Annotated in this window: 18 protein-coding genes; 8 read left to right on the top strand and 10 right to left on the bottom strand. The window is 55.1% G+C overall.

Annotation, left to right across the window (positions count from 1 at the left end; all coding sequences use genetic code 11):
* Positions 1–102 precede the first annotated feature (102 nt).
* Positions 103–429, top strand: a complete 327-nt coding sequence (locus HS101_07990) for an ankyrin repeat domain-containing protein (GenBank protein ID MBE7506213.1) — start codon at positions 103–105, stop codon at positions 427–429.
* Here HS101_07990 and HS101_07995 read toward each other — a convergent pair.
* The 5 genes from HS101_07995 to HS101_08015 form a co-directional block, all read right to left on the bottom strand.
* On the bottom strand, positions 410–2,098 hold the full coding sequence (locus tag HS101_07995) for an FAD-dependent oxidoreductase (protein MBE7506214.1): 1,689 nt from the start codon (positions 2,096–2,098) through the stop codon (positions 410–412). The two genes, HS101_07990 and HS101_07995, sit on opposite strands and share 20 nt — an antisense overlap.
* Positions 2,099–2,101: 3 nt before the next feature.
* Positions 2,102–4,663 carry a hypothetical protein gene (locus tag HS101_08000; protein MBE7506215.1) on the bottom strand — a complete coding sequence of 854 codons (2,562 nt, stop codon included), beginning with the start codon at positions 4,661–4,663 and terminating at the stop codon, positions 2,102–2,104.
* Positions 4,664–5,514: 851 nt separating this feature from the next.
* Positions 5,515–6,387, bottom strand: coding sequence for a DUF1738 domain-containing protein (locus tag HS101_08005; protein MBE7506216.1), 873 nt, complete (start codon positions 6,385–6,387; stop codon positions 5,515–5,517).
* A gap of 388 nt (positions 6,388–6,775) precedes the next feature.
* Positions 6,776–7,666: a DUF4263 domain-containing protein gene (locus HS101_08010; GenBank protein MBE7506217.1), complete on the bottom strand. Its 891-nt coding sequence runs from the start codon at positions 7,664–7,666 to the stop codon at positions 6,776–6,778.
* Positions 7,667–7,707: 41 nt separating this feature from the next.
* A complete protein-coding gene (locus HS101_08015) occupies positions 7,708–8,400 on the bottom strand; it encodes an HNH endonuclease (protein MBE7506218.1) in 693 nt (230 codons plus the stop codon).
* A gap of 572 nt (positions 8,401–8,972) precedes the next feature.
* On the opposite strand from HS101_08015, the gene HS101_08020 reads away from it, so the two are divergent.
* A complete protein-coding gene (locus HS101_08020) occupies positions 8,973–9,224 on the top strand; it encodes a hypothetical protein (protein ID MBE7506219.1) in 252 nt (83 codons plus the stop codon).
* A 338-nt stretch (positions 9,225–9,562) separates the two neighbouring features.
* On the opposite strand, the gene HS101_08025 is transcribed toward HS101_08020, so the two are convergent.
* The 3 genes from HS101_08025 to HS101_08035 are packed head-to-tail and all read right to left on the bottom strand — an operon-like array spanning position 9,563 to position 10,805.
* Entirely contained in the window at positions 9,563–10,327 is a 765-nt protein-coding gene (locus HS101_08025; protein ID MBE7506220.1) for a site-specific DNA-methyltransferase, read from the bottom strand.
* Positions 10,324–10,536 carry a hypothetical protein gene (locus tag HS101_08030; protein MBE7506221.1) on the bottom strand — a complete coding sequence of 71 codons (213 nt, stop codon included), beginning with the start codon at positions 10,534–10,536 and terminating at the stop codon, positions 10,324–10,326. The genes HS101_08025 and HS101_08030 overlap by 4 nt, the downstream gene beginning before the upstream one ends.
* Before the next feature lie 59 nt (positions 10,537–10,595).
* Positions 10,596–10,805, bottom strand: a complete 210-nt coding sequence (locus HS101_08035; protein MBE7506222.1) for a hypothetical protein — start codon at positions 10,803–10,805, stop codon at positions 10,596–10,598.
* A gap of 526 nt (positions 10,806–11,331) precedes the next feature.
* Here HS101_08035 and HS101_08040 point away from each other — a divergent pair.
* From HS101_08040 to HS101_08050, 3 genes are read left to right on the top strand one after another with little or no spacing between them, the layout of a single operon-like run.
* Positions 11,332–12,327 carry a relaxase domain-containing protein gene (locus HS101_08040; protein MBE7506223.1) on the top strand — a complete coding sequence of 332 codons (996 nt, stop codon included), beginning with the start codon at positions 11,332–11,334 and terminating at the stop codon, positions 12,325–12,327.
* On the top strand, positions 12,306–13,913 hold the full coding sequence (locus HS101_08045; protein ID MBE7506224.1) for an AAA family ATPase: 1,608 nt from the start codon (positions 12,306–12,308) through the stop codon (positions 13,911–13,913). Before HS101_08040 ends, HS101_08045 begins: the two co-directional genes overlap by 22 nt.
* Positions 13,914–13,967: 54 nt before the next feature.
* On the top strand, positions 13,968–14,381 hold the full coding sequence (locus tag HS101_08050; protein ID MBE7506225.1) for a hypothetical protein: 414 nt from the start codon (positions 13,968–13,970) through the stop codon (positions 14,379–14,381).
* A gap of 44 nt (positions 14,382–14,425) precedes the next feature.
* On the opposite strand, the gene HS101_08055 is transcribed toward HS101_08050, so the two are convergent.
* Positions 14,426–14,815, bottom strand: a complete 390-nt coding sequence (locus tag HS101_08055; GenBank protein ID MBE7506226.1) for a hypothetical protein — start codon at positions 14,813–14,815, stop codon at positions 14,426–14,428.
* A gap of 209 nt (positions 14,816–15,024) precedes the next feature.
* On the opposite strand from HS101_08055, the gene HS101_08060 reads away from it, so the two are divergent.
* Complete coding sequence (locus HS101_08060; protein ID MBE7506227.1) at positions 15,025–16,500, top strand: hypothetical protein; 1,476 nt, start codon at positions 15,025–15,027, stop codon at positions 16,498–16,500.
* Between the two features lie 497 nt (positions 16,501–16,997).
* Positions 16,998–17,486: a hypothetical protein gene (locus HS101_08065; protein ID MBE7506228.1), complete on the top strand. Its 489-nt coding sequence runs from the start codon at positions 16,998–17,000 to the stop codon at positions 17,484–17,486.
* 19 nt (positions 17,487–17,505) lie between these two features.
* On the opposite strand, the gene HS101_08070 is transcribed toward HS101_08065, so the two are convergent.
* Positions 17,506–18,855: a hypothetical protein gene (locus tag HS101_08070; GenBank protein MBE7506229.1), complete on the bottom strand. Its 1,350-nt coding sequence runs from the start codon at positions 18,853–18,855 to the stop codon at positions 17,506–17,508.
* Positions 18,856–19,398: 543 nt separating this feature from the next.
* Here HS101_08070 and HS101_08075 point away from each other — a divergent pair.
* Entirely contained in the window at positions 19,399–19,680 is a 282-nt protein-coding gene (locus tag HS101_08075; GenBank protein ID MBE7506230.1) for a hypothetical protein, read from the top strand.
* Positions 19,681–19,686 lie beyond the last annotated feature (6 nt).

Consider the following 19,686-nt stretch of genomic DNA (forward strand, 5'->3'; position numbering starts at 1 on the left):
ATTAAACGTTACAAACAGATAAAGTCATGTGCGATAATTGCGCCGCCATAGCTGAGTCATGGGCGGCTAAGCCATTCTAGTTTGCGAGGATCGATATGGATAATGAGTGATAACCACTTGGGCTCTCCGCTGCATTTAGCTGCTGCGACCGGTGATCCCGGCGAAGTTAGAAAGCTCCTACATGCTGGTTCTGATGTTAACAGCCGCGACTACAACAATCGAACACCTCTTCACATCGCAGCGGCTCACGGCAATACTGCGGCATTAAGGCTCTTACTTAACGCTGGCGCCAACACGCAATTAGAAGATGTAGACGGATTAACTCCCCTGAATCTCGCTGTAGCGCACGGCCACAGGCTGCTTGCCGAACGAATGCAAAAGCATATGTTATCTATTAGACGATCCCGGACTAGTTCTCGATCTCTTTAGAATGTTCCTTTAGCCTGCATTTCAACGTAAAGGACTTGCGGACCGCGCGTATGGTCGCAATGACAAATCGATCCGCCGGTGCGGCCAAAAGCGCTTCGAATGACGGACCATTTGTGCACTCTGAAACAGTTGCATTACTCTCGCCGTCCAATCTGTACTTTACCGCCAAAGCATCGCTCGGTGCTCCCGAGATAGCGACTTGCCACCAGTAATGCCGTATTCCGTAACTTAGGAATGAAGGACTTGTTCCATCCTCGTCCTTCATGCAGGATACTGTCAACCGGATTTGTTCGGCATCGTCTCGATTCGTAATAGATACATCATCGAGAGTACGTCGTAGAATAGAGCGTTTCTTTGAGGTGATGCCCTTCGCAGGAACGAACATGCTATTAGGCCACAGGCGCTGCGCGCGTTCTATGGATGGTAGAGGAGCGCGTTCTCGAAGCCGTTGCCACACGTCCGGAAAACTGGCGAGAAGCGCTGATTGCGTCCCGTGTCTAATAACGACATGATCGACGAACAATCGCTCTTTTCTTCCCCTCATGATGCCTGCGGGAGCTTCGAGGACAACATCGAATCCGAAGCCCTTAGGGTCTACCTTGCGCACTACTCCTGTCCGGTAATTGAGCCCGAGCTTCAACAGCCTGCTAACGATTAGGCGATTATGAATTGCTGTGGACAGTGTGAATGGGCTTCTCTTCGGGCCTACCAACGTGACATGACAATGGCGTTGACGTGCACGAAGTTTTGCGTCAAACCACGTCGGTACCACAAGTGCCTTATATTGGCGCGCTAGATAAGATTCGGCGGCGGCATGGTCGTTTTCGGCCAGTGCATTAGCCGTTTCTTCAATGCCTTTCAATGTCTGTCCGAGCTCTAACATTCCCGGCCCAGACAAGTATTCTTCTATCAACGTCGAATGGTCCAATTCTTTTAACATGGCACGGGCAACATCCGTAAGGCCGCCATCACCGATGCCAGAAATTAGGAAGCGACAATTAGGCTCATAAAGCGGAGTCTGTCCTAGTGTATCTAAACGCCAATATGAAATGCGCGGAGCGAACTCAACAACCGCTTCGAGGCCGAAGCCAACGGCTAGGATTACGACTTGATAAGTCTTTGATCTGGAAGACCGTCTCCACAACCATTCAGCCCTCCACCTGTCTCGAGTACCAGTCTCACGCTGTATCGACAAGTTGCCAATCTCACAATACGGTTCGGGACCGCGCGCGGCTCGATACCCCGCGAGCAATTGTGCGGATACTCGATCAGCAGTATTCGCGGACCAATTCATAATTGGCAGGTTTGCTTCTTTTTGACTCCACTCTGCTCGCAAAGGCCAATCGTACACATGTGGATGCAAGAAACGCGTTGAGCAGCCTCTTTGCATGTGAAGTGGTTGATCCGAATGGTCTAACACATCGACTGTGGCACCCAAATGACGCAGCGCCGCCGCACATGTGAGGCCAGCAGCACCCGCACCAACAACTAACACGCGAGTACGCCGCTCCAGCGCCTTTGAGGCGTGGAGTAAATAGGCTAGGTTTATCGCTCTGGTTTGTTGAGAATACAGAGTCACTCGGCGTTCTAAGCATCCGAGGACAAACAGCTGGTCGAGGCCGGGAACAACAAATGGCAGAAGCAGGTCGCTAAAATTCCGTTCCATCATAGTCTACCGTTTGCGTCGTGCTTCCATGAGAGCAAACTCCGCATCCGTAGCAGCATCATACAGAGCGTCCAAGAATTCGCGAATGAGGTTCTGACCAGAATGTCGCTGCATCGGCCAGATGTAAGGATTCATGATGGCTGCACGCAAGATCTTAACGCCCTCGATCTTATATTCATCCTCGGTTCCAGTAACGTTATTTCGGTCGAGAAAGCGCTTTACGAAGTCATACTCATACTCCGGAAGTGACAGCTCATGATGTGATAGAAAAAAAGGTTGTGCATAGCTGTAGTGCCGATCACCGAGCTCCGTTCTAATTGAAAACCGCTCATAGACCGCATCCGTCATAAAATTCAGCCAGTGTAGAGTAGGAAAGCCCTCTGCCATGACAACAAACGTTACAACATTTGTGTCCGGAGGTGTTGGCGCAACTGGAATGAAACGGAACGGATGCACCCGTGACGAGGAAAGGACAGCAGTTGAGCGACGGATTAACTCATAGAGTTCTCGAGCGGCGAGCAAAGACGATCGAATGATGGCACCATGGTTTGTGATCGTTGGTGGTATTACGCGCGTCGCGAGCCAAAGCGAGGCGGCAGCCGCTCCAGGTCGTGACCCCTCTAGAATAAAGGGAGCTAGGGCCTCTACAACTAATCGGTCTTTGCCTTCGCTTTCTGGTTGGGGAGAGCCGGCTTCAGGAGCTTCGATATAGCGTGGCGGCAGATTAGCATCATCGCGACCGCCGAGTGCAGTAATATACGGCGCCTTTTGGCGAATAAACTGACGGACCTGATTATCACGAAAGGCAACTAAGCCGCCCGGATACACTGCATAACCCATCTTATGAGGATCGCATACAATTGAATCGGCATCGCGCGTGCATAGAAACGATTTAAGTACAGTCTTATCATTCCAAGATAACGTTACGTCTTCTGACCAGCCCTTCCAAGAGAGAGGGACCGTGGCGCTGACATATTGCTGCACTAATCCAAGGATGCGATCGTCATCAAAGGCAAAAACGTTTTCCGGAATTGGAAGCGATGCCTGTCGAAGCTTAGTCACAAGACGCTCGATGTGTTCTGAGATTCCACGGGTTCTCTGCTCTTGCGCTTGTTTTCCGATTTCATGCAGATCGGATAACCAAGCCGCCTCTTCTTTCGGGGAAGCGTTCTTCCGTCTGAATTGTCGAATTGCCGCTGTAACCTTAGCGAGCCATTTAGGATCGCGTTTCTTGATATTCAGGTCCAGGCATTCTGATATCCATAATAGAGCCTCTTCCCAGACCTCATCCTTACTCCAATTAAACAAGCTGCGGATAAACCCACCCCAAGCTGCATCCACATGAAGCCAAAAGCTAGCTCCTCTAGTTTTCTCCAATTCTCGGCGATAGGAAACGATTTCATTTAGCGGATCGACTGCCCCTTCCTCGGTGGTTCCAAGAATGGCAAAGACCATCAAAGGAATCCGGTTGCCGTCCAAAACTTTCTTAAGATTTTCCTTAAGCGATTCCATATCCATCCTAAAACTGTCGTCCATATCGATTTGAACGACACTTGCTGCACCCATCCCAAGAAGGTCAGCAGCCTTTCGCAGACAATAATGAGCAGCGCCTGTTGCTAGGATTACAGGCGGGAACGCTGCGAATATCTCACTACAGCCCCTCGTCACGATATCGCGAGGGCATTCGCGCAACTCGCGCCATGCTTCTTTTGCGGCACGCTTTAAGCTAATGTTCGCTTCGCCCTTGGAACGGAGGAATAACGTATACGTTCGGATATATTGACCAAGAAGTGAAATCGCATGTTCGGGATTTATCAGCAAGAGTTCTAATTCTTCGACTTCTACGATTGACTTGACCTCACCGCCAGCGAGTCGAACCGTAATCTGCAAGTCACAAGCGCGCGATACATGGCGAATTGCAAGAGGAAGATACTTAACCGTTCGCGCTACCCAAATCGCTTCCATTGTCGCAGTTGTGCCATCAAATGTAAGGTGGGACCAACCAAATTTTGGAGGAAGCGCACTTGCGTAGTCCTTCGCCTTTTGATCCTTGGACGGGGCCGGAGGAGCCTGGAAGCCCAGCATTTCCATCGCCGCATTACACGAATCCAATTCCCATTCAACGGTAACCGGAGCTGCTTCTGTGGTTACATTGTTTGGATTGAAGAGCATACCCGCAAAGTAGCCAATCATGGAAGGCATTGATGTGTCGGACAGCATATGGGCCAAATAGCGTGGACTGTAAAATGGGAAATTGCGACGCAAATGGGCCATCATTTGATCGACATGAAGTTCTAACGAGTCTGTCGTGTGCTGGAGTGCACGTTCTATTTGCGGAGTTAATAGTAAGTCATCGCCCGGATAATAATTCGCGCGCCAGTGAACATAATCGCGTAGTATTGTCAGAAGCAGATTCTCGAAAACATTTCTGTTCTCCGCTTTTGGGCCCAAGAATGACGCGAGATAGCCATAGGTTCGCGCGAATTGGTCTGAATTTGTAAATTCCACATCTGCCTCCTTAGAACTGGCCGTCAAAATCGCCAATAACGCAATGAACAAGCTGGCCACGTGAATGGAAGCCGTGCATGTCTGATGTTGTGATCGTGGCGGGAGAGAATGCGCTGGATGTTCGTAGGCAAGTCGATAGTTCGCTCGGTGATCCAGCCCTGCCGATATTCGCCGCAACGCACGGTCATTTTGCAAGGATGGTTTGGTGAATGTCCTGCTTCAGCATCGTCACTACCTACGGCGAGGCCGAGTCGAAGTGACTTCCGAGAAGGACATGTGTGCGACTTCGACACCACCCCAGTAATTGGCCCCTTGCCCCGATTGAGTGGTCCGTCTCTGGGGCCTGGCACGAATGCCGCATCTGCGAGGACTTCGTTCCAGTCGATTCGGCTGCGTTCAGCCTGTGCGGTGTGAAAACGTGCGCCAGATGCCTTTCCGCGCGTCCTGACATAATCATCGCCAACACGTGCTAGGGGTGTGATAGGACTCCGACAAATCGCGCAAGCGTGCTCCGGTGCGCGACGCCCTGATGATTCCCATGAGATCAAGCCAATCATGTGCGCGCGGCCGACGCGTTTGACGTTTGGGCTTTGAGAGAGGGGTGTTGTTATTCTAACCGACTGTTCATTCATGATTCCGACTTTCGCGCTGTTCATCGAGGCGCTTTTGGCAGGAGTCAAGAGTAGACCGTAGGTTCAGGTATTGCGCAAATTTACGCAACAAGGCGTATTGAAACCGCTTCTAGATCAGATTGCGAGAGAATGCAAATGTCCTCAAATGCTATTGTCTAGGGTCCTTACTTGACTGAATTGCTGGTCCTATAATTGGTAATAACCATACTCCCACTGCAAATTTACGGCTTTAACGATGTCCGGCGAGGCCGCGATTTTTTGAGCGGTTGCCGGTGCCGGTCATTCGACCGGCTTCCGCTCGCCGCGAATCCAGTCGGATGCCTTCTGGGCGGCAGCGGCGGCGGTGACGACAAGTTTCTTGTCGCCACGAAGCTGCTTCAGCCAGCCTTGCAGATATGCGGCCTGGTTCTCGATGGTCGCCGGCTGAATGCCCGCATGGGATGTAAGGTACGCGGCAGCCATTTCGGCGACAAGTTCTTCCTTGCCGTAATCCGGCGAACCGAAAGGCTGCGGCTCAGTGTCGAGTTTGCGGTCAAGCCGCTTGCTGTGGCCGGTTGAGTGGGCGAGTTCATGGAAGAGCGTCGAGTAGTACTCTTCGCAGGTGGCAAACCGGCTCGGCTCGGGCAAGCGGACGATGTCGGTTGACGGTCGATAGTACGCCCGCGTCCCGCCATGTTCGATTGGCGGGCCATCGGCGTACCCTTCGACAATCGCTACGGCGGCGTCGATGGGCCGAAAGTCGGTCGGCGTGAACGTCGCGGCATCCGGTGCGGCAATGCCTTCGCATTGGGCGACGTTGAAGACGCGATAATATCGCAGGACGGGGACTTTCGTCGGTTCGCCGGTCTCCTTGTCGGTCGTCTCGTACTGTTTCCAGAAAATGACGAATGACGATTTCTCGCCCTTCTTGACGCTGCCTTTCTTCTGCTTCGCCTGATTGAACGTGAGCCAGTATGCCGATTCGTAGCCGCTCGCCCAAGCGGTGAACGCCAGCAGGAACACGTTTACGCCGCGATACTCCTTGCCGCTTTCCAAGTTCTTCGGCATTCCGGCGGACTGTCTGCCGAGAATGGGAGAACGCCAGGGAACGACGCCCTTCTCCAGCATGGCGATAATCTGGTCGGTGACGTTCTGGTAAATGTCGAATTGCATGGGTGAATCCTCCAATCGGTTATGGCCTTCGGCGGTGAGTGCGAACGACGCACACGCCCGCCTTGCAACCGATAGGTGGCAAGCCCCAGCGACCGCGCGCCGCAGTCACAGGTGGAACCGTCGGAGAAGAGGACTCCTTTGGAGTAGTACCTTGACGGCGAGCACGGTCGCTAGAATGAGGGCTCTGATTTGCAAGGCGGGAGGGTGTTGAGAATGCACCGAAGCCCGCCATGCCCGGCGGGATTCGATTGGCGAATTGAGATTCTGCTTGATGCTGTCGAAGGCGAGTGTGGGTAACTTCAAGGCCTGTTTAAGTAATCCCGGTTTCGTCGGATTACCGGCTCTTGAAGCCGTGTCGATGTTCGCTAATGACTATTCTTGTCGCTTGTCACTCGGCGTGACCAGGACAACAGCGGCGGGTTCCATCCTTGAGTGCCCATTCTTTCCAATAGGGAAGCCGTTCACAAAGGAATTGCTTCCGTTCGCTAGAAATGCTTGGGCTTTGATTTATAGCCTCGTCAAGCGAAATAATATGAGCGGAGATGTCAGCATTCATAGGCCCTATTGTAAAGGTAGGTGGGACTGCAATCGCTCGAAATTTTCCATCGGGGTCCACGTGCGCTGTAATCATGTCAGAAAAGGAGTTGTTCGGAGCAAGTCGGTCAAAAGAGGACAAGTGCTCATCCGCCTGCGAAAGTAGACTTGACCGATGTCGCTGTAAACTCTCATTATCTTCAAACTCCTGCCTACGTCCAAATACGAGCAGGAATCGCAAAGCTCTCGCTTGCATCTGGTGCATTTCTTGAGTCCGGTAAAACCGATTAAATAGCAAGGTATTCTCCGGCACTTGAAACCACGTTTTCCACTGATGTAGCTGATTTCGCGCCTGGTTGAATTCTTGTTTTGGGAGGTCCTTAGATTTCAGTGCCGCCGAAAAGATTCTCTTACTTGGCTTCTCGATTTCTACGAGCGTTAAGTACCATGTTGCACTGTCGCGCAAGACCCACATAAAGTCAGGTTCCTTGCAGGTGATTCCTTGAAGACGCGGCTTGTCGATCAGTGCAAATCTGAACGGCGGCGTGGCCATGCCGAATGAGGGAGAACCAACTCCGATGAGAAACGAGGGATTGTCTCGGAAGAATTTATGGAGTGAGTCTTCAGGGGGATCGGATGAAAGGAGCTGCTTGTAGCGGGTTCCATACTCCGACATGTATTGACTCCAACTCATGGCGGGGGGGCCATCCGTTGCCAACTTGTACGTGACGGGTTCAAAGATCATTTCGAAATCTCAGCCTCCTTGAACAGACGCGAGGCCCAGTCTTACTTGGCCGTTGAAGCCTTGAACGCCATCATTGCATCTGCAATGAGAAATGCGTCGTAGGTAATACGGTAGTATGATCTGCTCACGTATTCGCATAACCCTACGCGTTGAAGCTCTGCGAGCGCGGCGCGAAATCTAGCTGCTTCCCGTGCATTTTCGCTGTCGAGGAGTTCATGGTCGCCGGCCGTGATGACAAGTCCACCGGCAGCTTCGATCACGATGATATCGCCCTGCTTGGAACTCGCGGCGGCGAGCAACATTTCAACCGCTGCCGCGCTAAGTGGAGGATCAATTACCCTGCCTGAAGCGATTGTGAAAGAACGAGGAATCAGTGGGCGGTCAGGGGCAAGCAATCCAGCCCAAGTTCGAAAGTCCTCGGACGAGGGCTGAATACGCTCGCGCGTAGCAGGCACGAGTTTCCCCTCTTGGACCAAACGGCAGACCTGTTCGCGATGCAGCTTGAGTTCGGCGACGGAAAAACGCCTCGTGAATGGTCTTTCCGTATGGACATCGGAATGGCAGGTGATACACAACGCTATTAGGTTGTCCTCGTCGTTAGTTCCACCCTCGCTCCGAAGTAGAATGTGATGCACTTGGAGCATCGTCGGATCGAAACGGCGACAGATGCAGCAACAACGTCCACATTTCGCCAAGATGCGGGCGGCGATGTCGTCAGGGACTCGGTCGGCCATATTAGGGCGTCATGATACGATCCAGCGGCAAGGGTGCAAGGGAACAGGAGGTGCGTGAAAGATGGTGGGAGGAAGCGCTCGTCCGTAAGGCCACATAGCCGAGCGTTGTATCAGGGAAGCGACCGGACTCCTGCGAAGCGCGCCTACACGTCGCCCCTCGTCGGGCTTGTTCCGAAACAAAGGACTTCGCATTGGGCTTCGTAATCCTTGCGGATAATGGCGAGCAGGTCGCCGGCCGGAAACAGCGCGTCACTCTTGGCGAAGCCGATGCCGGCGGGCGGAAGGTAGTCGCATTCTATGGGCCAATAACTTGTGGCTATGTGGATTTGTCCAAGAGGGCGACGATTCCGATGATGGAAATGCGGTCGGTGATCACTTATTACTTTGCCCCAGATTTCCGATACGGACGGTATTCTAGTATGTGCAAGCAGGCTGCCGCGACCGCAATCGAAGCAATCATGCGCGTTTCGTCCGGTGACATTGGGAATCATGAATGGACTCGCCAGATGGCAGTAACAGCTCTGTTGAAACGGAGATGAATGCCGACGTAGTGTCCTGCGCTAATTGTCTTCATGTATTCCATTGCAGCGGGATTGAAGGTGGCGGAAAAATTCGATGTCCTCAATGCAATATGCCCACGTGTGAGCGATATCATCACGATGATTGCAAGAGTGAATCTGTTTTCAGCGTTGAGGCGATTGTGGAACCGCAAACCGCGCAAGTCACAAGATCGCCGAGGCAGCGAAATAATAACGGTAGTGCCAATCTACATGGCAAGACTGGAGGAATGTGGTTTCTTTTGGGTACGCTTGTCTTCTGGTTGATATTGGCAATTGCCGAAAACAGAGGAACGCGATCAGTAACTCGGCACGGCCTTCCACATCAGACAGACGCCTCTGACATACTGAAGAGCTTTGACCTGGACCAAACGAGCGATGGTTACGATTGGGATAAGGCCAAATACGGGGATAGAATGGCCTTGTGTCATAGGTTTGCGGAGAATCTCGCACGCTTCCCGGGCAAGAGAAATGCCTACTGGTACTATGAACTCATTTCTGCATATTATGAGCGGAATCCACAGAAATCACTCCTGACGATCCATGAGGTCGTTTCGTTGGGTGTTACGCTGGATAGCACGCGGTAAGTCTCGCTGATCGCGGACTTAGATTCTGTGATTGTTCGACGGTGGTCTACCATTCTGCTCTCCGGCGATCCGCCGACACGCATACTCGAAATACACCGGGTCTTGCTCGATGCCGACGAATTGCTTGCCTGCAAGAATCGTAGCCACGCCAGTGGTCCCGCTGCCCATGAACGGATCGAGGATGGTGTCGGCCCGGACGGAGTCGCAGAAGTACTGCACCTGCGACAAGGGACGCGGACACGGCACCGGGTTCTGACCGGCGTAGCCATCCCAGGGGCGCAAATCGTCCACATGCCAGTCGCGCGGCAGGTGTTCGCGGAGAAGTGACTTGCCGCTCCAGAAGATGACCGGATCCCAGCTTAGGCAAACACTCTTGCCCGGCCGCTGCGGATAGACCTTGCAGGCGGCAACGATGCGGTAGCCCTTCGGGAAGTACTCGTGCCAGCGGTCGGCCTTGAGCGGGCTTTGCCAGACAAAGCACGGCCCGTCGTTGGTGATGCGGACGAGTTCCGGCACGAGACGCTCCATGAGGGCGTCGTACTTGGATGGGGCATCATCGTAGCTTCGGTATTCAAAACCAATGCCGTAGGGCGGGTCAGTGATGACCGCACCGATGCCGGAGAGCGTTGGCAGGATGTCAAAGCAATCGGCCCGGTACAGCGTGGCATTCCCGATCACGCGCTTCTCGATGGGAAGCGGGGAAGTTGATCGGCGCTGTCTCGGTGCAGCCCGCCGGGTTTGGCGGGCCGCGTAAAACGGATTGACGGTAGTGGTCGCAGTCATAGGGCACCTCCCCGCTCTTCGTCGAGTTCACTGAGGTAGTGGTCGTAGGCCAGCCGGTCGAGCTCGGCAAAGTCTTGGCCGTTCCGATCACTCCAGTGCCGGGCGTCGGCGAGTAGGTCCACGAGATTGTCGGCGTCGGTGTCGCCGGTCTTGTAACGGGCGAGGACTTTGCCGATCCGCGCCGCACGATGTTTGTTGGTGAATTTCATATCAAAAACCTCCTGATAGATTGCGGGGCGGGCGACGTGCGCCCGCCCCGTTTGCTCGGTTAGTCCTTCTTCTCGGTGGCGACGCGAAGGACGATGCGTCCATCCAGCGGCACTGATTCCAACTGAACGTTGAAGCCGTTGCCGTCGGCATGGGCCCAGGCCGAGCCGATGCGAGTCCAGAAGCCCTTGCTTCCTTCGCGGTCGCGGACTTGATAGGCGACGTGGCTGGGGGCCTTCGACGCGGTGGGTTGTTTTTCAGTCTTTGCCATGTGAGTTCTCCTTCTTAAGGTTGTCCGGCCGCGCCCATCGCGGCCTGATGGCACGGGAGAAAAAGCCGCCTACAGCCGGAGTGATCGATAGAGAGCGCCCCAGTCCAGTCTGAAAATTGGGGGCGACCTTTAGGGGGAACCGATTTTCTGACTTGACGGGACCGGCGGCGGCTTTACGTGTCCATCGCACAAGGCCGCAAATGGGGGTGGAAGGCAAACCCAGAAGGAACAAAGAACGAACAGCGAATGACGCAATCCAAGCGCGCCAAGAGAAGGCACTATCAGCCCTGCGCAAAGTCAGACCGCAGGGGGCAAGGCACAGTCAATCGCACCCTCGGCCATGCGCCGCTGTCATCGGCGTGACACGTCCAACATCGAATCCCGTTGGATTCTCAACCGTCCCATGTCGCGACAACGTAGAAGAAGGCGAGAGCCGGCGGGCGTTACGCCGCTAATCCCTGCAATCTCAGGTTGAAGGTTTACATAAATTAACCAATTGGTAAGTGTCGGCGTGGTAAGGTGAAAAATGCTACGCATCATCGAGAACGCCAGCGCCGCCGGGGCCAAGAGCTACTACAGCGCAGCGGACTACTACACCGAGGGCCAGGAACTGGAAGGCCGTTGGCACGGCGAGGCGGCCAACCGGCTGGGACTATCCGGCAAGGTGAACCGCGAGGCGTGGGATGCCCTCTGCGACAATCGTGATCCCAATACCGGACAAACGCTGACGCTTCGGCAGAAGGGCAATCGAAGGATCGGCTACGACTTCAACTTCCATTTACCCAAAAGCGTGTCGGTGCTGTACGGGCTGACGCAGGACGAGCGAATCCTCGAAGCATTCCGGGAGTCGGTGAGGGCAACCATGCAGGACATGGAAGCGGAGATGAAGACCCGTGTACGAAGCGGCGGAAAGAATGAGGACCGAACGACAGGCAACATGGTCTGGGGCGAGTTCGTGCATACCACGGCCAGACCGGTGGACGGGATTCCCGATCCGCACCTGCACGCCCACTGCTTCGTCTTCAACACCACTTGGGATAAAAAGGAAGGCCGCTGGAAGGCCGGGCAATTCGCTGATTTGAAGCGCGATGCGCCCTACTTCGAGGCCGTGTTCCATGCGCGACTGGCGCGGCAGATGGAACTGCTGGGGCTACCCGTAGAGCGAACGAAAAAGGGCTGGGAGCTGGCAGGGACGCCGAAGTCGGTGATTGAAAAGTTCTCGCGGCGGACGGCGCTGATTGAAGAGACCGCAAAGCAAATGGGCATCGTCGATCCGGCGGCCAAGGATGAGCTGGGGGCCAGGACGCGGGAGAGTAAGCGCAAGGACCTCACGTCGGATGAGCTGCGGGCAGAATGGGAATCCCGGCTGACGGAAGATGAGCTGAGTGGGATCGAAGGCATCACCGCCAATCTCGGTGGGCCAGCCATTGCCGAGAATGACCGTCTCTCACCAAGGCGGTTGAACTGGCCATTGACCATTGCCTGGAGCGAAGCTCGGTGGTGCCGGAGCGAAAGATACTGACCGAAGCACTCAAGCGCGCCTTTGGCGCGGCGTCGGTGGAAAGCGTTCACCACAACTTGGAAAAAGAAAACCTCATCATCGGGATGCGCGAAGGACGACGGATGGCCACGACACGGGAAGTGTTGGCGGAAGAGCGCCGCATGATTGGCTTCGCCCGGGAGGGGCGCGGCACCTGCCGGCCGCTGGGTGATGCCTTGTACGCCATCAAGAGAGATTGGCTCAACGACGGCCAGCGCCGGGCGGTGCGCTACCTGCTGACTTCTAAAGACCGGGTGATGTTGATCCGGGGCGCTGCGGGGACGGGCAAGACCTCGATGGCCCAGGAGGCCGTGGAGGCGATAGAGGCAGGCGGCAAACGCGTTTTCATGTTCGCCCCTTCTGCGGATGCCAGTCGTGGCGTCTTGCGCGAGGATGGCTTCGCCCATGCCGACACGGTGGCAAGGCTGCTGTTCGACGAGCGAATGCAATCGGAGGTCCGGGGACAGGTCATCTGGATTGACGAGGCCGGACTCTTGGGCAGCCGCCAGATGACGGAGGTCTTCGACCTGGCCGATCGGCTCACTTCGCGGGTCATCCTCTCCGGCGACCGGAAACAGCATGGTTCGGTGGAGCACGGTGCGGCACTTCGGCTCCTGGAAACCGAAGCCGGTCTCATCCCCGCCGAAATCCGCGACATCAAGCGCCAGCAGGGAGAGTACAGGCAAGCGGTTGAAGCTTTGAGCGAAGGCCGGACGGAGGATGGCTTCCGCGAGCTCGATGAATTGGGCTGGATCAAGGAAGTGCCGACCCTGGATCGGTACAAAACATTGGCCCGGGACTACGTCGCCGCCATTGCCGACGGTAAATCCACGGCGCTGGTGGTATCGCCGACTCACCTGGAGGGAGAATGGGTAACGGACGAGATACGCGCCCAACTGAATGAGTCGGGCGAGCTGAAGGGCCAGGAGCGGCGGGTCATGGTGTTGGAGAACACCAACCTCACCGAGGCCCAGCGCGCCGATTCGGTCAATTACGATGAGGACTGCGTCCTGGTCTTCCATCAAAACGCCAAAGGATTCCAGAAGGGGGAGCGGGTAGCGGCGGGGGCACGTGCAATTCCGATCTCGGAGGCGGCGAAGTTCCAAGTCTTCAAGAGGGATGTCCTCCCGATCGCGCCCGGGGATGTGATTCGGATTACTCGGAATGGCAAGACGTTGGACGGCAAACACCGGCTCAATAACGGCGCGATTTTCCCGGTGAAAAAGTTCGACGCCAACGGCGACATCGTCCTGGCCAACGGCTGGACGGTAGCTCAGGATTACGGGCACCTCTCCCATGGCTATTGCATCACGTCGCACGCGGCGCAGGGCAAGACGGTGGATCACGTCTTCATCGGCCAGTCTTCGCAGTCCTTTCCGGCGTCTTCGCGTGAGCAGTTCTACGTCTCCGCTTCGCGGGGCGCAAAAGCGTCACCGTCTATACCGACGACAAGGAATCGCTGCTCGATGCCGTCGGCCGCTCGGACGACCGGCTGTCGGCGACGGAACTGGTCACAGGGCGCGAACTCCGCGAGCGCGGCGCGACGTTACACAGGCTGGAGCATCTAAAGCCGTCGTCACCACGCCACGACGGGCGAGTGCATCGGGAACGCGAGGCGGTCTATGAACGATAGTCTCATCGATAGATTGGTGAGCCGGGAACTGGCCACCGGGCCGAACGGCCACGAGCGCGACGATGAAACCGACATCGCCGACCTCGGCACGTTCGGGTTCTTGCGGGGCTCGCGCGAGCGGGCGACGATGCTGGAACTTCGCAAAAAAGACGGCAACATATTGGCCGTCGCCTACGGCTACATCGACAAGGCCGAGTTTAATCCCTCCGAAGGCATTACCCTCCACCTCGCCGGCCACAAAATCCGCATCAAGGGCCGAAACCTTAACGTCGAAGCCATGCCGAAGGTCAAACTCTTCGAGGCCATCACCCGCCACCGGGTCCCGTGGCTGCGCGAAGCCGACGAACCTGGACTACTCACCGCCTGCGAAAAGGAGGCTGTAATTGAGTCGATTGAGTGGTAGGTACGGGAATGAAACGACTCGCGAGGCCGGGCTGCGGCGGATGATTATTTGATCGATAAACCGGCGCTGGAGGCAAGCGACGGAAGGGTAGTCGCTAGACCTGTACCGGTCTTTAGCTGATTGGCGGCGGTTAGGATATGCCCGGCGGCTAAAGGAACGTCTAGAATCGCGCGGGATACATCCAGTAACGTTTGGGGGCCGTTTCCCAGGCTCTGAATATCCCCCCTCGGGGAGAACAGCGCATCCGTTGCCTTGTTCCAGCATTCGGTGGCAAGTCCGATTTCTTTGTGGGCCGTGGTAAAGAAAGCTGGAATCCCCGCCCCGACGACGACGCCTAACGGGGCGATTTTGCCAGCCGCAACCAGCGACGAGCCGATTTGCAGCAATTCTGCAATGGTGCTGGCGGGTATGCTTGGGCGAAAATCCATGTTCACAGGATAGCATCGCGAGTCGCGATTGTGTGTGAAGATTCTGTGACAGTTGCGGTTCCCGCCTAATTGCTCGAAAAACCAAGGCGTTAAGGCGTCAGGCCGTCAACTGCCCTTCGACGGGGCGGTGGCTTTTTGGCCTGTGTCCGGGCAGTACGGGTGAAAGACAGCGACGGGGGTTATACTGGGCCGCGTAGGGGTCGGAGAATCGAATAATGAACATTATCAAGAAACAGGCGCGCCGTGCCTTGGCCTTAAGTTGCGCAGTTGGCTTCATGATCTGCGCGGATTCGGGGGCCGTTGAACCCGGAGGCAGAGCGGTGCGCGCGAAGCGCACCAAGGCTCAAAGCCCGACGACCCCCTTGTTGGGTAAGTGGGCCTTGTCCGGCCAAGACGCGTCCGGCAAGAAATGTTCCGCGACACTTGTATTTACGCGACAGAACGGAAATGCGGTACGTGGTTACTTCCGGTGGCGCTTCGGGTCGAGCCAGACTGCATTGGAGTTATTCTCAGGATTTTGCGAGCGATCGTCGGGAACGATTCGCTTGGAAGGATACGAGTTGCAGGGGCATGGGAGATTCGTCGGTTTCCGGTCATATGAGGCGATTTTGAGTGCCTCAAAGGATGAGTTGAGAGAAGGCTCATGGCACATGTTAATGGGCGCACAGGGGACAGGCACATGGTCGGCGCGGTGGGTGGATAAGGTTCCGGACAAGTTGCCGGATTCAGCCTTGGAGAAGGAAAAGGGGGAATGGGCTATTCTTTGCCGAAATCTCTCGGGGGGATTCGTCAAAAAGGGATTAAGTGTCTGGAGGTACCCCTGCCGGAATGCCCTTCGCATTCTAAGCTCGTCGGAGGCAGCTGACATTGTGGCTCTTGCAGAATTGCGCCTAGGCCTCGAGTGCCTTCGGGAAAAGATGCTGAACACGCGGGCAAGCCCGGACGAGCAATCGCTGCGGCGCGCGGCCGAAGTTGGGCGGATGATTGTTGATTTTACTGCCCACCAATTCGGAAGGGACAATGACGCCACCGATCTTGTACGGGATGTGACTGACGAGCACAGTTCGCTCTACAACGAGCAAATGCATCGCGCCCAAGCGATGTGGATGTCGGTGGTGGGGCTTAGCGGCGAATCCCTCGTGCGAAGTCGCGTGATTCAGGCGGCGAGAAAGCGCAGGAAAGGTAGCGAATTTCCTGACAAAGAGATTCGCGCAACGTTTAAGATCGTCAAGCCAGATGACGGGCTGTTGACCGTTAGGAATTGCGCGAAAAAGGATCTGCACCATTGCTTGATCATCACGGAGCTCGCGGTTGATAAGGCGAAAGTTGCTGAGGCTGCGTTACGTCAAGCCAGGGGTGATGCAGCAAATTATCTGCTCGGACCGCTGTTGGGAATTGACGATGCGACGTTGAAGGAAACGGCAAAGCTCCAAGCGGGGTATTGGGCATGGGTGGGTATCGACAAAGGAACGGTAACGTACCTTCACACTTGGAAGGACGGTACGGGCCTTGATGTTGGACTTTCTCCTTTAACATCACTTGCTATCGGTGGTGAGGCAGCAAGTCTTTCCGTTTACAGTGATGAGGGCTGGACCGAAATCTCACTGCCTGTTTCGTCCATGAAAGCAAAAGCTGTGGCCGCGATCAAACCAAAGCCGCGCTCACGTCCAAGACCAAGAACAAGACGATAGGTTTCACTCATTAATGAGTTGAGGGGTGCTTCTGTGTTGGTTCGGGTGGCGAACACCGTCTCATCGGGCGAAGACGCATTCGCATTTAGTTCGCTCTGATTCGGCGTGGCAGACAATGCTGTCTGGGAATCACCCGCTGGAAACAGGTCGACGTTGCGGCTTTGCGGTCGGACGGGGTCACTCTTCATCTGGCCGGACTCGAGATTCGTACCAGAGGCCTGAACCTCAACGTCGGAGTCCATCCGATAGTGCGGCTCATTGAGGTCATCTGCCGCCACCGCGTGCCGTGGCCGTGCGAAGTGGACTGGCCGAAACCTCTGACAGCGAGCAAAAAGGCAGGGGTATTCGAGTCGATTGAGTGATAGGGGCACTCTTCACATCGCGGATTGACACTGCAATTGGCTGTGGCAGAGCCTCGTCTGGCAGCAGTCAAGGCATAGAACTGATTGCGCGGTAGATTCGGTTGTGATATAATCAGGATAGTAGAGGAACGGAAGATGACTGACGATAAAATCGAAAACGTCGCGTCCGAAAAATACGACAAGCATTTGTCGTTGCCGCAAGAGGCGGGAAGCGAAATTGTGGTTCGGGAACAAATTGACCCGGCGTTGATGCAAGAAAAGAATATGCAAGTGCAAATCGAGCACAAAGTAATGGATGTTCCTACGGCCAAGCGAAACGATTCCTCATTAACGCGCGATAAGTATCAGGCAACAGAGCATTCGGTTCCTCAAGGACTGGTAACCGAACAGCTTGATCCGGCGTTGACTCGTGATAAACACCATTCACCGCAACCGCGGCGGGACGTATCGGATTCTCTGGCGAATCTTGTAAAGGACGAACGAGAGGGCGGAGTACAGGCTACCCGTGAAGGAATCAGCGGAGGCGAGAGTGTGAATCTCAATGACATCCTTATTCCGCTTACGACACCCAAAGACGTAACGCAAGTTGTCAAGACCCCGCCCAAGAGTACGCCGGGCCGGTAGCGCGAAGGGGCGGACGCTGCTACTGCCGCCTTTGTTCGTATGTATCCAATACACTTCCAATAAACTCGGCGAGTTGGTACGCATTCGCAACTGATGGGTCTTCTTCGCGTATTCTTGCGATTAGCGCGTCCCTTGCCGTGGCGGATGTCCAGTCATCAGCGGTTAACCTACCGTCGGCCCCCAAAATAATGATGTTTGCAGCGGCAGAAACTGTGAGTTGGCTCTCATTGGGAAACAGGTCAGATATAGCCTTCCGGATAGCGTCGTTTCGTCCCCCTTTCATGAGATCGTGTACGAACGCACCTCCGAGAGAACCGTCATTTGCTCTATTACCCGCCTCATCAAAGAGTAAAGCAAGGACGACCATGCTCAATGCGGACTGTAGTTGCTCCTTACTTGGTCCGGCGCGAACAACCGACAAGTCGCCAGCGATATCACTGGCCCAGCGGAATCCGCTTGCCGGTCGCCAGTTACCTTCGGCTGACCCTGATACCACGTATGATGCGGTCGGGTGCGGAACGCCTGCCTTCCAGGTGACCGACAGACTCTTGGGGTCATCCGGATAAATCCAAGTAAAGCCCGGCAAGGGATGCCATTTGCCGGGCGAATCGCCCGCCTCTAAATTCGGATGATCGGGATCACGTGCGCCTGGTTGCCATTGGACGCTAAGAGAATCCTTCGATGTGAACGCATACCCCGCATCAGCTACCCAAAATCCCTCTTTCTGGCCGGAGCTGATATTGGAATAAGCTGGATGACGATTTCCCGAAACCCAGCGTACTGAAAGATTGTCCGGACTCGCGGAGACCCAAGTGAAACCTGGTGCTGGTGATAGTTTTCCGTCCTCCGATCGTATGACGTTCGGAGGAATGGGTCGTATAGGAGGTGGCGTGGGTACCGATTCTAAAGCAGTTAGTGCCAGCTGGTCTCCTGCCGCCGCTTGGTTCGCCGTGTGAAGAATTGACGATTCAGGGGACGAGTTAAACGTAATCGCCAGAGTCGCAACGATTACGGCGATAGAGATGATGGAAGCGGCGAGCTGGTACTGACGACGAGTGATTTTCGCAGGATTCGACGGATCGGCATTATCTAGGGCGTCGGTAGGTGTAGAGCAATGCTTCGTACGGGAGGTAGTGGAAGAATAAGCTGTAGCTGAAGTCGCATTAATTTCTGATGGATGTCTTGACTTCGCTGTGATGAGTCTTGAATCCGGCTCCGTACCTGCACTCACGCTCATGTTTGAGCCAGGACGTGGAGTAATGCCCTTTCGGATCAATAAGGCAATTGCATCTTCTAGTGAATTTGACTTAACTTTCGCTTTGATGCGCTCCCCTGTTTCGACTTTTATCCCACTAATCTCAAAGATCATGAGCATTACTCCAATTCAGCCCATTTGATTCGGAGTCGAGCAAACAACTTTTTCGGCCCTAATCAAGCCCATTGTTCCAAGTTGGCCGTGAAGGGGTGCAGGCGACGGGATTGTCCCACAGGATACAGAAATACTCAACCATGGAAGTGCATATCGCCTATACACTCATGCTAGGCAATGGGCGGATCGCAAGTATATCCGTGGTAAGTACTTAAGAGTGTCGAAAATACTATCCGTAATTGCGGCGAGACGGAATGGGGTCACAAGGAGAAAAAACGTGACAACACTTCATGCGCGTCTTATACGTTGTATTGGTGCAGGTTGTGCTACCTGTTGGTGAACGCATGATACGGACATCTCGTGGCCAATTCGGGGGTAAACGATAGCGACGCGGACGAGCTTCGGAAGATTGTCCGAAGGATAATCGAAACCGGGCCGAACAACTTCAATGACCGTACCGCCCGCGCGCGGGCGGTCAAATCGCTGATTGCGGCCGAAACGGCCGCGTGTCTTGAACCCTTGCTCAATGCGGAAGCGGATGCGATGCCGCAGAACACGCTCGCCGAAAAGCGCAGGCTGGCAAGTTGGATTAACCATGAACTGCGTCATTTGGGTTTGGCGATTCGCTGCGACCCATCCGGGCTTCCCGGCATTCTTGTGGCGATGCCGGGGCGCGGTGATCGCGAGGAGGCGAGCCGATTCCGGGTCGAAGCCCGCGATGAGGACGGCCGAAGGTTTCAGTCATCGTCGCTGGGGTGGGCTCCGCGACTAGAGCTTGTCGAGGATCCAGCGCGGCGCGAAGGTCGGTCGCGTTTCCGGGAGTAGTGCCAC

The organism is Planctomycetia bacterium (assembly GCA_015075745.1).
Lineage (GTDB): Bacteria > Planctomycetota > Phycisphaerae > UBA1845 > UTPLA1 > UTPLA1.

Bases quoted from the DNA above. Each gene is read 5' to 3' on its own strand.
- HS101_08035 (MBE7506222.1), bottom strand. From the start codon at position 10,805: ATGGCAAAGACTGAAAAACAACCCACCGCGTCGAAGGCCCCCAGCCAC.
- HS101_08025 (MBE7506220.1), bottom strand. From the start codon at position 10,327: ATGACTGCGACCACTACCGTCAATCCGTTTTACGCGGCCCGCCAAACC.
- HS101_08010 (MBE7506217.1), bottom strand. From the start codon at position 7,666: ATGATCTTTGAACCCGTCACGTACAAGTTGGCAACGGATGGCCCCCCC.
- HS101_08070 (MBE7506229.1), bottom strand. From the start codon at position 18,855: ATGATCTTTGAGATTAGTGGGATAAAAGTCGAAACAGGGGAGCGCATC.
- HS101_08050 (MBE7506225.1), top strand. From the start codon at position 13,968: ATGAACGATAGTCTCATCGATAGATTGGTGAGCCGGGAACTGGCCACC.
- HS101_08030 (MBE7506221.1), bottom strand. From the start codon at position 10,536: ATGAAATTCACCAACAAACATCGTGCGGCGCGGATCGGCAAAGTCCTC.
- HS101_08020 (MBE7506219.1), top strand. From the start codon at position 8,973: ATGTATTCCATTGCAGCGGGATTGAAGGTGGCGGAAAAATTCGATGTC.
- HS101_08015 (MBE7506218.1), bottom strand. From the start codon at position 8,400: ATGGCCGACCGAGTCCCTGACGACATCGCCGCCCGCATCTTGGCGAAA.
- HS101_08005 (MBE7506216.1), bottom strand. From the start codon at position 6,387: ATGCAATTCGACATTTACCAGAACGTCACCGACCAGATTATCGCCATG.
- HS101_07995 (MBE7506214.1), bottom strand. From the start codon at position 2,098: ATGATGGAACGGAATTTTAGCGACCTGCTTCTGCCATTTGTTGTTCCC.
- HS101_08075 (MBE7506230.1), top strand. From the start codon at position 19,399: ATGCCGCAGAACACGCTCGCCGAAAAGCGCAGGCTGGCAAGTTGGATT.
- HS101_08040 (MBE7506223.1), top strand. From the start codon at position 11,332: ATGCTACGCATCATCGAGAACGCCAGCGCCGCCGGGGCCAAGAGCTAC.
- HS101_08060 (MBE7506227.1), top strand. From the start codon at position 15,025: ATGAACATTATCAAGAAACAGGCGCGCCGTGCCTTGGCCTTAAGTTGC.
- HS101_08065 (MBE7506228.1), top strand. From the start codon at position 16,998: ATGACTGACGATAAAATCGAAAACGTCGCGTCCGAAAAATACGACAAG.
- HS101_07990 (MBE7506213.1), top strand. From the start codon at position 103: ATGAGTGATAACCACTTGGGCTCTCCGCTGCATTTAGCTGCTGCGACC.